This is a genomic window from Streptosporangium jomthongense, from assembly GCF_042650425.1.
In the GTDB taxonomy this organism is placed as follows: Bacteria; Actinomycetota; Actinomycetes; order Streptosporangiales; family Streptosporangiaceae; genus Streptosporangium.
This window is the reverse complement of the sequence record NZ_JBHSBC010000032.1, coordinates 1-12,524: the sequence shown is the minus strand read 5'-3', so window position 1 is coordinate 12,524 and position 12,524 is coordinate 1. Positions and strand designations below refer to the sequence as shown.

15 protein-coding genes are annotated in these 12,524 nt (G+C 70.6%); 6 read left to right on the top strand and 9 right to left on the bottom strand.

Going from position 1 to position 12,524, the window contains the following annotated elements; translation table 11 throughout:
- Positions 1-107 precede the first annotated feature (107 nt).
- Entirely contained in the window at positions 108-1,343 is a 1,236-nt protein-coding gene (locus ACFOYY_RS25625) for an NAD(P)/FAD-dependent oxidoreductase (protein WP_386192801.1), read from the top strand.
- 60 nt (positions 1,344-1,403) lie between these two features.
- Here the strand turns inward: ACFOYY_RS25625 and ACFOYY_RS25620 are convergent, their stop codons facing one another.
- From ACFOYY_RS25620 to leuE, 8 genes are all read right to left on the bottom strand, one after another.
- The gene (locus tag ACFOYY_RS25620) at positions 1,404-2,336 is read right to left on the bottom strand and encodes an acyl-ACP desaturase (protein WP_362776889.1); all 933 of its coding nucleotides are present in this window, start codon (positions 2,334-2,336) and stop codon (positions 1,404-1,406) included.
- Between the two features lie 36 nt (positions 2,337-2,372).
- On the bottom strand, positions 2,373-3,032 hold the full coding sequence (locus ACFOYY_RS25615; RefSeq protein WP_386192798.1) for a DUF998 domain-containing protein: 660 nt from the start codon (positions 3,030-3,032) through the stop codon (positions 2,373-2,375).
- Positions 3,033-3,088: 56 nt separating this feature from the next.
- On the bottom strand, positions 3,089-4,297 hold the full coding sequence (locus ACFOYY_RS25610) for a glycosyltransferase (protein ID WP_352009492.1): 1,209 nt from the start codon (positions 4,295-4,297) through the stop codon (positions 3,089-3,091).
- Between the two features lie 10 nt (positions 4,298-4,307).
- On the bottom strand, positions 4,308-5,135 hold the full coding sequence (locus ACFOYY_RS25605; protein ID WP_352009491.1) for a DMT family transporter: 828 nt from the start codon (positions 5,133-5,135) through the stop codon (positions 4,308-4,310).
- Between the two features lie 258 nt (positions 5,136-5,393).
- Positions 5,394-6,023, bottom strand: a complete 630-nt coding sequence (locus ACFOYY_RS25600; RefSeq protein WP_352009490.1) for a DedA family protein — start codon at positions 6,021-6,023, stop codon at positions 5,394-5,396.
- Between the two features lie 237 nt (positions 6,024-6,260).
- Positions 6,261-6,734: a TspO/MBR family protein gene (locus ACFOYY_RS25595; RefSeq protein ID WP_352009489.1), complete on the bottom strand. Its 474-nt coding sequence runs from the start codon at positions 6,732-6,734 to the stop codon at positions 6,261-6,263.
- 67 nt (positions 6,735-6,801) lie between these two features.
- On the bottom strand, positions 6,802-7,437 hold the full coding sequence (locus ACFOYY_RS25590) for a VC0807 family protein (protein ID WP_352009488.1): 636 nt from the start codon (positions 7,435-7,437) through the stop codon (positions 6,802-6,804).
- Between the two features lie 126 nt (positions 7,438-7,563).
- Entirely contained in the window at positions 7,564-8,262 is a 699-nt protein-coding gene (gene leuE, locus ACFOYY_RS25585) for a leucine efflux protein LeuE (RefSeq protein WP_386192793.1), read from the bottom strand.
- 135 nt (positions 8,263-8,397) lie between these two features.
- On the opposite strand from leuE, the gene ACFOYY_RS25580 reads away from it, so the two are divergent.
- Entirely contained in the window at positions 8,398-8,556 is a 159-nt protein-coding gene (locus ACFOYY_RS25580; protein WP_352009486.1) for a hypothetical protein, read from the top strand.
- The gene (locus ACFOYY_RS25575; protein ID WP_352009485.1) at positions 8,556-9,671 is read left to right on the top strand and encodes a YeiH family protein; all 1,116 of its coding nucleotides are present in this window, start codon (positions 8,556-8,558) and stop codon (positions 9,669-9,671) included. The genes ACFOYY_RS25580 and ACFOYY_RS25575 overlap by 1 nt, the downstream gene beginning before the upstream one ends.
- Before the next feature lie 164 nt (positions 9,672-9,835).
- Here ACFOYY_RS25575 and ACFOYY_RS25570 read toward each other — a convergent pair whose 3' ends face one another.
- Positions 9,836-10,318, bottom strand: a complete 483-nt coding sequence (locus ACFOYY_RS25570) for an Lrp/AsnC family transcriptional regulator (protein ID WP_352009484.1) — start codon at positions 10,316-10,318, stop codon at positions 9,836-9,838.
- Between the two features lie 127 nt (positions 10,319-10,445).
- Here ACFOYY_RS25570 and ACFOYY_RS25565 point away from each other — a divergent pair, with 127 nt between their 5' ends.
- The 3 genes from ACFOYY_RS25565 to ACFOYY_RS25555 all read left to right on the top strand — a co-directional run.
- On the top strand, positions 10,446-11,123 hold the full coding sequence (locus ACFOYY_RS25565; protein ID WP_352009483.1) for a nitroreductase family protein: 678 nt from the start codon (positions 10,446-10,448) through the stop codon (positions 11,121-11,123).
- A 287-nt stretch (positions 11,124-11,410) separates the two neighbouring features.
- The gene (locus ACFOYY_RS25560) at positions 11,411-11,896 is read left to right on the top strand and encodes a hypothetical protein (RefSeq protein ID WP_352009482.1); all 486 of its coding nucleotides are present in this window, start codon (positions 11,411-11,413) and stop codon (positions 11,894-11,896) included.
- A 154-nt stretch (positions 11,897-12,050) separates the two neighbouring features.
- Positions 12,051-12,524, top strand: a 474-nt coding sequence (locus tag ACFOYY_RS25555; RefSeq protein ID WP_386192788.1) for a cellulose binding domain-containing protein, incomplete at its 3' end; no start/stop codon positions are given.

The window sequence follows — 12,524 nt, the reverse complement described above, 5'->3', positions numbered from 1 at the left end:
GTGCGACCAGAAAGTCAACAAGTGATGAAATAAGGGGGAACGCCGCCGTGGAGACGGATCACGCCAACTGATCGATAGCGGGGCGGTAATCCGATAAGAAGAGGAGCATGACCACCGAGCAGACGTACGTCATCGTTGGGGCGGGCCTCGCAGGCGCGAAGGCCGCCCAGTCCCTGCGGGAGGAGGGCTTCGACGGCAGGATCACCCTTGTCGGCGCCGAGTCCGAACTGCCCTACGAACGTCCTCCGCTGTCGAAGGGTTATCTCCTGGGCAAGGAGGACCAGGCCAAGGTCTACGTCCACGACGAGGCCTGGTACCGCGAGCACTCCGTGGAACTGGTGTCCGGCAGCCAGGTGACCGACCTCGACCGGGGCGCGCGCAGGCTGGAGCTGGACGGCGGAGGGCAGATCGGCTACGACAAGCTGCTGCTCGCGACCGGCGCCTCTCCGCGCCGCCTCGACGTGCCCGGCGCCGACCTTGAGGGCCTGCACTACCTGCGTGACCTCGGAGACTCGCAGCGGCTCCGTGACGCGATCAAGGGCGGCGGCCGGGTCGTCGTCGTCGGCGCGGGCTGGATCGGCCTTGAGACGGCGGCGGCGGCCCGCGAGTACGGCTGCGAGGTGACCGTCGTCGAGCCACGCCCGGTGCCGCTGCAGGCCGCGCTCGGGCCGGAGATGGGCGGTTTCTTCGCCGACCTGCACCGGCGGCACGGGGTCGACCTGAGGCTCGGCCGTCAGGTGACCGGTGTCCTCGGTGACGGGCGCGTCAGGGCCGTCGCGACCGACGACGGGGCGGAGGTTCCGGCCGACGTCGTGATCGTCGGCGTGGGCGTGCGGCCCAACGCCGAGCTGGCCGTACTGTCCGGTCTGCCGGTGGACAACGGGGTCCTGGTCGACGCCGCGCTGCGCACGGAGGACCCCGACGTCTACGCCGCCGGTGACGTGGCCAACGCCTTCAACCCCCTGTACGGCACCCGCGTCCGCGTCGAGCACTGGGCCAACGCGCTCAACGGCGGCCTCGCCGCGGGCAGGTCCATGCTGGGCCAGGAGGTCGTCTACGACAGGCCGCCCTACTTCTTCAGCGACCAGTACGACGTGGGCATGGAGTTCTCCGGCTGGTTCGAGCCGGGCGGCTACGACTCCGTCGTCGTCAGGGGAGAGCGGGAGGAACAGGCCTTCTACGCCTTCTGGCTCAGCGGGGGCCGCGTCGTGGCGGGCATGCACGTCAACCTGTGGGACGACGGCATCGGCCCGGTGCAGAACCTGATCCGCTCGGGCGTCGCCGTGGACGCCGAGCGGCTCGCCGACCCCGGGGTCCCGCTCGCGGACCTGGCGAAGTCCTGATCCGCGCGTCCTTCCGCCGGGGGCCGCTTCCCGAGCCCTCGGCGGAAGGCGCGAGAAGGTTCAGGAGCGGGCGGCCTCGCGGGCGCGGCGGGCCTCGCGGCGCTCGACGAAGCGGGAGGCGGAGACCTCCAGACGGGCGAGGAACTCGGCGAGCTCCTCCCGGGCCTTCTCGCCCTCGCCGTCGAGGTCCTTCATGTCGAAGACGGCCCACTGCCGCAGCACCGGCATGAGGACGTCGTCGATGTGCAGGCGCAGGTCGTAGATCCCGGCGTTGGCGATGATCATCGCCTTGCGGCTGAAGCCCTCGATGCCGGTCCCCGGCATCTGGAAGGTGGTCACCACGTCGGTGACGGCGCGCATCGTCTGGCTCGGGGCCAGCTTGAAGGCGGCGTCGAGAAGGTTCCGGTAGAAGAGCATGTGCAGGTTCTCGTCGGCGGCGATCCTGGCCAGCAGCCGCTCGCAGTTCGGCTCGCCGGAGGCCCTGCCGGTGTTGCGGTGCGAGATCCGGGTGGCCAGCTCCTGGAAGGAGACGTAGGCCAGTGAGTGGAGCACTCCCTCGTAGGAGTTGGTGAACCCCTCCTCCATGTGGAACATGCGGGCGCGTTCGAGGGCGACCGGGTCGACCGCGCGGGTGACCGTCAGATAGTCACGCAGGGCGGCGCCGTGCCGGGCCTCCTCCGCGGTCCACCGGTGCACCCAGGTGCCCCAGGCGGCGTCGCGGCCGAAGGCGGTGGCGATCTCGTAGTGGTAGCTGGGGAGGTTGTCCTCGGTCAGCAGGTTGACGATGAGGGAGACGCGCGCCTCTTCGGGCAGTTTCGAGTCGTTCTCGACCCAGGCCTCGCCGCCGAGCACGCCGTCGAAGTCCCTGCCCTCGGACCACGGGACGTATTCGTGGGGGAACCACTCCTTCGCCACCTTGTGATGCCGGTCCAGCTCCCCGGCGACGACGGGCTCAAGCTCAAGCAACAGCTCGGTCTGGCTGAACTCGCGCATTGCGGTCTTCTCCCTCACAGACTACGGAACCGTAACCTACGTTAGCGTAGGTACCCCGAGGGTCGGTACGCGAGATGTCTCACCTCTGCCGCCCAGACCGAGGGAGGCGAGGAGGACGACCAGGGCGTCGCTCAGCACCAGCAGGCGCTGGAGCAGGCCGTAGTAGCCGGGGCCGTCGATGAGGGAGGAGACCAGCGAGCCCGGGTGGGCGGCCAGGAAGGCGGCCAGGAGCACCACCGAGAGCGCGCTGACGACCGAGAGCAGCGGGTTCCTGAACCTCCTGCCGAGCAGCCAGCCCGCGCAGGGCAGCGCGGTGAAGACCACGGCCGCCGACCAGCGGTGGATCTCCCCGCCCGCCGAGAGGGTCCCGGCGGCGGTGTCCGTGGTGAAGGCCGCGGTCAGCAGCAGGCCGACGGCCCCGGCCAGGAACAGAACCCGGGCGGCGGCGCTGCGCGCCGGGTCCACCCGGGCCAGGCCGTAGGAGACCCAGACCGAGCCGACGGCGAGCGCGATCGTGCCGAGGACCATCGCCGGGGCACTGGCGCCCAGCAGCGCGTAGTCGCTGATCAACGTCGTCATCGGATCGACCTGGCCCGCGGCCACGTGCGCGTAGAGCGTCGCGGCGACGGCCAGCAGCGCCGCCGCGACCCCCGGCCAGCGCCACACGGCGCGTGCGCCCGCGTTCTCCTCTTTCACGGTTCCTTCGCTTTCCTTTCCTGTGCCGACGGCGCCCCTGCCCAGGGCGCCCGCGCTCACCGCGCCACCTCCTGATAGATCGCCTCGAACCTGGCCAGGGAGGCCTGGTGGTCGTGGGTCAGCGCGATCGAGCGGCTCACGGCGCCCATGGAGGCGCGCGCCTGCGGGCTGCGCAGCAGGTCGCCCAGGTGCTTGGCCAGCCCCCGCACGTCGCCGGGGGCGAACAGGTGGCCGTTCTCGCCGGGCCGTACGAGGTGGGGCAGGGCCATCGCGTCGGCGGCGACGACCGGCAGGCCCGTCGCCATGGCCTCAAGCGTCGCGATGCTCTGCAGCTCCGCGACACTGGGCATCGCGAACACGTCCGCCGCGGCGTACACCTGCGGGATCGTCTCGTCCGGCACGAAACCGAGGAAGATCACCCGGTCGCCGACCCCGATCCGGTGCGCCAGCCGCTCCAGTGCCGCCCGCTGCCCGCCGGTGCCGACCAGCGCGATCTGCGCGTCGGTCTCGTTGAGGACGTACGGCAGCGCGCGGACGAGGTCCTCAAGCCGCTTCTCCTCGTCCAGGCGCCCCACGAACAGCACCGTGTCCCGGTCGGGCAGGTCGAAGGCCTTGCGCGCCCACGCCCTGGGCTCGGCGTGCGGGTGGAAGCGGGCGAGGTCGATGCCGCAGGAGACGGCCTCGACCGAGCGGGTGAAGCCCCGGTCGGTGAGCAGCCCGGCGGCGATCCTGGTCGGCGTGGTGACCCGGTCGACACGGGAGAAGATCCGGTTGAAGTCGCGCCAGGCCAGCCGGGCGACCTGCTCCCGCAGCGGCCCGGGGACGTGCGCGAACTGGAAGAGGTTGTCGGGCATGAAGTGGTTGGTCGCGACCACCGGGACGCCGCCGCGCCTGGCCGCCGAGATCGCGGCCCTGCCGACCACGAAGTGTCCCTGGACGTGGAGCACGTCGGGGGCGATGTGCCGTACCAGCCGGTCGAGCCTGGAGGGGAGGGAGACGCGCATGGTCGGGTGGACCAGCAGCGGGGCCGAGCGCAGCCGGTGCACGGTCACCCCGTCGAGGGACTCGGTCCTGGCCGGGCCCTCGTCGGAGCAGCAGATCACGTGGACCTCGTTGTCCCGCCCGGCCAGGCCACAGGCCAGGCGGTGGGTGAAGTAGGCGGTGCCGTTGACGTCCGGCGGGTAGGTGTCGGTGGCGATCAGAACCCGTCTCGGCCTCTGGGGAAGGGGGGACGGGGCGAGGATCGGGGCGGCTGAGGTGACCATCGATACTCCTTCATCGATCTAATCGGACGTTGGGGGACAGCGGGGTCGTACGGGCCAGTGCGACCGTGCCCGCGGCGGTGAGGCAGGCGGCGGCGAGCGCGGTCAGCGTGCTCACCGCGCCGGTCGGCAGCGGTTCACCGAGCAGCAGGGCTCCGAAGACGACGGCGGTGAGCGGGTCCGCCACCTGGAGCGCGGCGAAGGCGACGCCGAAGTGGCCGGCGGCGTAGGCGTGCTGCAGCAGGACCAGCGCGACCAGGCAGGGCAGCGGTACGGCGAGCACCAGCCAGAGGTCCCAGTCGCCGTAGACCAGGACCCTGGTGAGGGTGGCGGTCGCCCCGTAGAGCACGCCCGCGGCCATGGCGAGCAGCCCGGCCCGTCCCGCCGGAGAGGTCCGCCGGGAGGCCGCCCACAGGGCCAGGGCGGTGATGGCCGCCCCCGCGAGCAGGGCCACCACCCCCGTCGTGCTCAGGTGGGGGTCTCCGGTGCCCTGGGGCACGACCAGCACCAGGCCGCCGAGCCCGACGGCGATCACCGCGGCGGCGGACAGTTCACGGGACGTGGGTCTGCGACCGCCGAGGGCGGCGGCGCAGGGCAGGGCGAACAGCAGGCTGGCCACGCCCATCGGCTGGACGACGGTGAGCGGGCCGTACCTCAGGGCGAGGACGTGCAGGCCGGTCCCGACCCCGATGGACAGCCCGCCGAGCAGCCATCGCGGGCGCCGGAACAGACGGCCGATCGTGGGTCGTTCCGCACCGGCCGCCTCGTGCTGCTGCAACGCGGCTCCGAGCGCGAAGAACAGCGATCCCAGCAACGCCAGGCCGACGGCCAACACGGTCATGCGCACTCCTTCCACTGCAGATGAAGACATGGCGAGATGGCCGAGACACCTCAAGGAGGCGACCGGTTGGGGTCTTCCGGTGAACCAGTGGCAGCGTCTCGCGGCACGGACCCCGGAACCATCGGGGTTCTCCCTGACTCCCCGGGGAATTCCCCGGGGTCGGGCTCGGGGGCCGTCAGGGCCTCGTGGCCGGAGCGACGGCCTTCTCCGAGGTGACGGAGTTCCCTCCCCGCGGGCGCGGGGGAAAGGAGGTAGGGGTCAGTCGCGGACCCCGGCCGCGGTCCGCTCGTGCCGCTCGGCCGTACGGCGCCGCCGGGTGAAGCGGACCACCTCGACCACCGCCGTGATCGACAGGGCGATGCCGAGGCCGAGCAGCAGCCCCTTGATCGGGTCGTTCTCGAAGGCGGCGCCGCCCACGAAGCCGATCAGCCCCGAGTAGATCGCCCAGGACACGGCGGCCAGGGCGTCGAAGAGGGCGAAGGAGCGCCGGGGGTAGGCGACGGCGCCCATGGTGAGGGTGCACGCGGTCCGGCCCGCGGGGATGTAACGGGCCACGACCAGGACCAGCCCGCCGCGTTCGGCCAGGGCCCGTTCCGCCCAGGCGATCGCCTTGCCGCTGCGCCTTCCGCCCCTCAGACGGCTGTTGGTCGTGCGCCCGATGGCGTACGAGATGTGGTCGCCCGCGAACGCTCCGAGTGCCGCGACCACGATCACCAGCCACAGGCTGGGTGCGCCGGTCGAGGCGGCGAAGACACCGGCCGTGATGACGGCCGTCTCCGCGGGGACCACGGGAAAGAAGCCGTCGAGCATGGCCAGCGCGAACAGCGCCAGATAGATCCACGGCGAGGACATCGCCTGGTGGACGGCGTCGAGGATGGCCTGTGTCACAGCCGCACTCCTGTAGGTGTCGGGAACCGCACACAGCACGGTGCCGGGCGGCCCGCATGTCGGGCATCAGGGGGAGTCCCCGAGCTTTCGGGGAGCGCCCCCTGAGGGCCCCTCAGGGGCGCGTCATCTCGACCCTAGGAAGCAGAGGGCGGTCGGCACATCCCGCGTTCGGTCGTGGTGACCCCCTACTTTCGTCATGCGCCCTCCTGTTCCGGCGGGAGATCCCGCGCGGCGGGGTCAGTTCATCAGCCAGACGGCCAGGTTCAGCGCGCCCGCGTAGGTGACCCACAGCGCGTACGGCACCAGCAGCCAGGCGGCGGGGCGGCTGATCGGCCGGAACATGACGACGGTGGCCACGATCGTCCCCCAGAGCACCACGATCTCGGCGAAGGCGACGCCGTACAGGTGGGCGCCGAAGAACAGCGGGGTCCAGAGCGCGTTGAGGACGAGTTGGACGGCGTAGACGCCGAGCGCGGGGGTCAGGCCGCGCGCCGACCAGGCCAGCCAGCCCGACAGCGCGATCATGACGTAGAGCACCGTCCACGCGGGACCGAACAGCCACCGCGGCGGTGCCCACGCGGGGCGGTCGAGCATGAGGTACTCACCGCCCGCGTCTCCCGCCGCCAGCGCCCCGGCCGCGGCGACCAGGGCGAGGGCGAGGATGAAGACGGGCAGCACGAGCCAGCGTTTCGGATTTTCCGCGATGTCCATGAGGTCCTCCCTGCCCCTGTCTTCGTGGCTCAGACGAGGACGGTTTCCCCGGCGGGGAGGGAAAGGCTCAGGCGGGGGCCGGGTCGTGGTGCAGGCGGCGCAGGACGCGGCGGAAGGCGTAGACGGAGACGGCCGCGGCGAGACCGCTGATCAGCGCGACGACGCCGGTGCGGACCAGCAGGTAGGTGCCGATCGACTCGTGCAGCAGGAGCCAGATGCTCACCGAGGAGTTGGCCAGCAGCACGAAGGCCCACAGCAGGGTGATCCGGGCGAAGAACCGCCGCACCCGCTCGTGCCTGAGCACCGCGGAGGGCAGGTGGATGTAGTCGAGGGTGAGCTTCTGCGCCAGTGGCCGGTTCAGCCGCACCGAGGCGAGGAAGGCCACGCTGATGCAGATGGTGCCCAGTTCCGGCTGGAGGAAGTAGACCACCGCGCTTCCGCTCCACAGCCCGAGCAGCGCCCGCACGGTGATCGCGATGGCGGCCAGCACCATCGTCCCCGGCACCCTGACCCGCCGGACCAGGCGCCAGCCGACCCCCGCGTAGACCCAGCTCACCGCCGCGATCAGGGCCCCGTTGAGCCCGAGCACGGCCAGCGCGGCGTAGAAGACGGCCAGGGGGGCGACCACCCCTTCGAGGAGCTTGGGCACGGCCTGCCGGACCAGGGCGGTGAGGCGGGGCAGGACGACGGGCGGATGGCTCATGACGCTCCCCAGGGGACGGCCGCCGCCCGTCTCGGATCGGGGGACGGAGACTCCCGTGCCGGACGGCGATTCACCGTATCCGAGCCGGGTGAGTGCCCGAGCCGTCCCGCCGGGGCCGGGGAGGCGTCAGCCCATGGAGGCCGTGGCCAGCTTCGCGCCGAAGCCGAGGAAGAGCGCGCCGACCCCGGTGGTCAGCCCGGCGGCCAGCTTGCGGCGCGTCCTGAACTGGGCGGCGAGGAACGTTCCACCGAAGATCAGCAGAGACAGGTAGAGCATGCTGAACACCTGGCAGATGACGCCCAGGATCAGGAACGACAGCGCGGGCATGCCGTAGGCCGGGTCGACGAACTGGATGAAGAAGGAGATGAAGAACAGGATCGCCTTCGGGTTCATCAGGCTGATCACGAGGGCCTTGCGCAGGGGGTTCTCCCCACCGCGCCGGGACGCGGCCTGCGTCGTCCGCCCGGCCTGCGCTCCCTGGGCCCCTTGGGCCGCCTGAGCCGCCTGGGCGTCCTGTGGCGTCCGCCAGGAGCGCCAGGCTCCGCGCAGCATCTGGAAGCCGATCCACGCCAGGTAGGCCGCGCCGGCGTACTTGACGACGTTGAAGAGGATCGGCGTCGACTTCAGCAGTGAGGCGACCCCGGCCGAGGCGAGCACCATCAGGACGCTGTCGCCGATGAACACCCCCGCGGCCGCGCGGTATCCCTGGCGTACGCCGCGCTGCGCGGCGGTGGTGAGCACGTAGAGCGAGTTCGGGCCGGGCAACAGGATGATGAAGAAGGCGCCGAGGACATAAGTCCATATGTCGGTTATGCCGAAGAACATGGTCGTGCTCCAGGGGGACGTTGCGTGACCCGTCACACGCTACCGCCACGCGTCGTACCGCTTTACCTTTAATTCCTATCGAATTACCATGGAAATGACTCGGGGGTGACGTCGGACGACGAGTGAGGTCGTGAGATGAGCGAGACCGATCCCCCTGTGGAGACCCCCGCGGAGACCGCGGTGGAGAGCGAGGGCCGCACGGCGGTCAACGAGGACTGGGCGGCCACGATCGTGGGCCTGGTGCTGCTGGCACTGGTCCTCGTCGGCGTGATCCCCGTAGGGCTGGTGCCCTGATGAGCATCGAGGAGACGAACGTCGTGTCCCGGCGTCAGGGCGGCGCCGGATGGGCGCTGTCGGGCGTCCTGGTCGTGCTGCTGCTGGCCGCGGCGACCCGCTATCTGGACCAGAACGTCCCCGAGCTGCTCAAGGGGACCCCGCTCGGGAACATCGCGGCCACCGTCGAGTACCCGGTCTACGCGATCGTCATCGGGCTGGCCGGCAACGCCGTGCTCACCCTGGCCGGGGTGCGAGAGCGCCTGTCCGGCGGTTTCAGGACCGAGTTCTTCATCAAGACGGGCCTGGTCCTGCTGGGCGCCTCGATCAACCTCAGGGTGATCGTCACGGCCGCCGGTCCCGCGATCGTCCAGGCGATCGTGCTGATCACCTCGGTGTTCCTGTTCACCTGGTGGCTCGGCGGCAGGCTGGGCCTTGAGGAACGGCTACGCGCGCTGCTGTCGGCCGCGGTCTCGATCTGCGGGGTGAGCGCGGCCATCGCCGCGGCGGGCGCCGTACAGGCCAGGCGTGAGCAGCTGGCCTACAGCGCGAGTCTGGTGATCGCCTTCGCGCTGCCCTCGATCTTCGTCCTGCCCTGGCTCGCGGGCGTGTTCGGGCTCAGCGACGAGGTCGCCGGGGCGTGGATCGGCGGCAACATCGACACCACCGCGGCGGTGACGGCGGCGGGCGCGATCGTCGGAGACAACGCGCTCGCGGTGGCGAGCATCGTCAAGGTCACCCAGAACGCGCTGATCGGCGTCGTGACCATCGGGCTGACCGCCTACTTCGCCTTCCGGGTCGAGCGGCGCCCCGGCACGCGCGGGCCGGGTCTCGGCGAATTCTGGCGGCGTTTCCCGAAGTTCGTGCTCGGCTTCGTCGCCGCCTCGGTGATCGCCACCTGGTGGCAGGGCACGGTCGCCGTCACGCAGGCCAAGGCGGTCATCGGGGAGGTGAACGACCTGCGGGTCTGGTTCCTGATCCTGGCCTTCGTCAGCATCGGCCTGGAGTTCAGGGTCGCCTCGCTGCGGGAGGCGGGCTGGCGCCCGGTCGGGGTCTTCGCCGCCGCGACCCTGGTCAACGTGGTCGTCGCCCTCGGGCTTGCGCTGGCACTGTTCGGCGGGTTCAGCGCCGCCTGAGACCGGAGTCCGGTACGGCGGGCCGTCGCGGCGGCCCGCCGTTCGTCCTGTCACAGCCCTTCCTGGCCCCGGCCCGGTCGGCGGCTCGGCGGTCCGCCTCCGCCGCCGGAATGCCCGCCTCCGGATCGCCCGCCGGGGGCCGGCTGTTCCCGGGAACCGGTGTCTCAGCCTCGGTCGGCCAGGGGCTGGACCCGGTGCGGGACGACCGTGGACAACGTGATCACCGTGCTGCTGCGCCGTACGCCGGGGATCGTGAGGGTCTCGTCGATGACCTCCTGGATGTGCTCGTGGTCGCGGCCCGCGATCCGGCACCAGACGTCGCCGGGGCCGGTGACGATGTGGGCCTCCAGGACCTCGGGGATCGCGGTGAGCGCGGCGGAGATCTCGGCCCTGGAGACCTGCTCGACCTCCAGCGTGGTGAAGGCCTGCACCGGGTACCCCAGCGCGCGGGGGGAGAGGTTGGGGCCGAAGTCGGTGATCACCCCGTCGGAGACCATCCGGTCGAGGCGGGCCTGGACGGTGCCCCTGGCGACGCCGAGGAGGCGGGAGATCTCCAGCAGCCCGGTCCTCGGGCGTTCCCTGATCAGGTGGAGCACCTTGCGGTCGAGCTCGTCCAGGCCGTTCCGCCGGGCTGCCAATCTGTCCACCTCCGAAGTGCGCGCCGTGCCCTTCACTGACGATCTGGCAGTGAAACGGCGGGTGTGTTGCCCAGTCTGGGACTGCCAATCACACTACGCCTGCATATATGGCATATACGGCAAAGATGGAGGAGAAATGGCACGCGAGCATTCCCACCCTTTCATTCCTTACCGGCCCACGCGGTACCCCGAGGCCGAGATGGTGGAACGGGGCCGCAGGTTCTACGAGCACATGGACCGGCGCAGGAGCGTGCGCTTCTTCAGTGACGAGCCCGTGCCCCGCGAGTGCGTCGAGCTGGCGATCAGGGCCGCCAACACCGCGCCGTCAGGGGCGCACCAGCAGCCCTGGAAGTTCATCGTCGTCGGCGACCCGGAGACCAGGAAGCGGATCAGGGAGGCCGCCGAGATCGAGGAGCGGCAGAACTACGAGGGCGGCCGGCTGACCGCCGAGTGGCGCGAGGCCCTGGCCCACCTGGAGACCACCTCGGACAAGGGCTACCTGGAGACGGTGCCGTGGCTGGTGGTCTGCTTCGCGGAGAAGTACGGCGTCCGCCCCGACGGCACCCGGGTCAAGCACTACTACGTCAACGAGAGCGTCGGCATCGCGTGCGGGTTCTTCATCGCCGCGCTGCACGAGATGGGTCTGTCGACGCTCACCCACACCCCGAACCCGATGGCGTTCCTGACCGAGATCTGCGGACGTCCCGGCAGTGAGCGCCCTTACATTCTGTTCCCGGTCGGTTACGCGGCCCACGACGCGGAGGTTCCCGATCTCACCCGCAAACCGCTGTCACAGGTGCTCGGCGAGGAGTGACCGGCGCGCGGAGGCGGAAAGGAGGGCAGATTTTGGAACGTGCCTAGCTGGATCGTTGAATCCTTGAGCTTTTGGGCCTTGTGGCAAATCTCTGTCAAGGCTACGATCGCGACAACTCTTAGGAAACTTTCCTAAAAGAAATGAGGAGACGAGACGACGATGGTGCGCCCCCCACCGCCTTGATCGATCGCGAGCTGCGAGAACGCCAAGACGGCAGTCATCACCATGTGAAGGTCCGGCCGTTCGGACGACTCCACCCCCCAGGTTCCCCTGTCAAGGGAGCGATCATGTGGCGTACCCTTCCCTTACTCGTCCTGACTGAGGCTGCAAGCTCCCCGCACGGGGCGTTCGCGCCAGGTGGCACCACCACCGCCACCCTCGTCCGGCCTTGCGGCCGGTGGTCGGGGCCACGGGGCGGGCACACGCCCAAGGATGTCACCATCGCGGTTCCCGCGCACCGGCAAACCCGGCGCGAGAACACGCCGCCCACCGGTCACGGGCGGCATCTCGGCTCCATCATCGCCTTGACCAGCGTTTCGACCAGCGTTTCGACCAGCGTGAGCCGTAACGACGCGGCCACGCGGAACACCCCGGGCGATCCGCGCGCGTCCGCACGGGCCGAACACACCGTCGGCCGGACTCCGCGGGTCGGCGTACAGCCGGTCATCACCGGTGAACACCGGAAGATCGGGCACGCGACCGGTACGGCGAACCAAGAGACGACCAGCGACGGCGCCTCTTCGTTCGGCGTGCCGGGCGACGGCCTGCGCTGAACCATGGCGTGGACCCGGCCTTCCTGCGGCCCCGGGACCGCGCCCTACCCGCCGTACGGCTTGCGCTCCGCCTCCTCGCCGCCTGCAGAGGAGCACCCCCCAAAAAGGAGCGCGAGCCGTACGGCCACCCCCCCACCGAATGCATGAGGTTAACGTGAGATTTCGCGTCATAGCCGGATCGCTCGTCGCCGCGGCGGCCCTCGCCGCGGCGGCGACGGCGGTCGCACTCCCAGCACAGGCCGCCTCGGCCACCGCGACCTTCGTCAAGGTCGGCGACTGGGGGTCGGGCTTCGAAGGCAAGTACACGATCAAGAACGACAGCGGCACCGCCATGAGCAGCTGGAAGGTCGAGTTCGACCTGCCCGCCGGTGTCAGCGTCGGCTCGTTCTGGGACGCCACGCTGACCAGGAACGGCCAGCACATCACCTTCAGCAACGTCGGCTGGAACGGCAGCGTCTCCAGCGGCAGCAGCGTGAGCTTCGGCTTCCTCGGCACCCCGGGCGGCGCCAACTCCGTACCGCTGAACTGCAAGCTCAACGGCGCCGACTGCGGTGGCGGCAGCACCGAGACCGCCCCGGGCAAGCCGGGCGCGGTGACGGCGACCGGTGGCTCGAAGAGCGTGTCCCTG

Excerpts from the sequence above, each read along its gene's own strand:
- ACFOYY_RS25620 (WP_362776889.1), bottom strand. The coding sequence starts at position 2,336 with ATGCGCGAGTTCAGCCAGACCGAGCTGTTGCTTGAGCTTGAGCCCGTC.
- ACFOYY_RS25605 (WP_352009491.1), bottom strand. The coding sequence starts at position 5,135 with ATGACCGTGTTGGCCGTCGGCCTGGCGTTGCTGGGATCGCTGTTCTTC.
- ACFOYY_RS25595 (WP_352009489.1), bottom strand. The coding sequence starts at position 6,734 with ATGGACATCGCGGAAAATCCGAAACGCTGGCTCGTGCTGCCCGTCTTC.
- ACFOYY_RS25560 (WP_352009482.1), top strand. The coding sequence starts at position 11,411 with ATGTGGCGTACCCTTCCCTTACTCGTCCTGACTGAGGCTGCAAGCTCC.
- ACFOYY_RS25610 (WP_352009492.1), bottom strand. The coding sequence starts at position 4,297 with ATGGTCACCTCAGCCGCCCCGATCCTCGCCCCGTCCCCCCTTCCCCAG.
- ACFOYY_RS25565 (WP_352009483.1), top strand. The coding sequence starts at position 10,446 with ATGGCACGCGAGCATTCCCACCCTTTCATTCCTTACCGGCCCACGCGG.
- ACFOYY_RS25625 (WP_386192801.1), top strand. The coding sequence starts at position 108 with ATGACCACCGAGCAGACGTACGTCATCGTTGGGGCGGGCCTCGCAGGC.
- ACFOYY_RS25580 (WP_352009486.1), top strand. The coding sequence starts at position 8,398 with ATGAGCGAGACCGATCCCCCTGTGGAGACCCCCGCGGAGACCGCGGTG.
- leuE (WP_386192793.1), bottom strand. The coding sequence starts at position 8,262 with ATGTTCTTCGGCATAACCGACATATGGACTTATGTCCTCGGCGCCTTC.
- ACFOYY_RS25590 (WP_352009488.1), bottom strand. The coding sequence starts at position 7,437 with ATGAGCCATCCGCCCGTCGTCCTGCCCCGCCTCACCGCCCTGGTCCGG.
- ACFOYY_RS25575 (WP_352009485.1), top strand. The coding sequence starts at position 8,556 with ATGAGCATCGAGGAGACGAACGTCGTGTCCCGGCGTCAGGGCGGCGCC.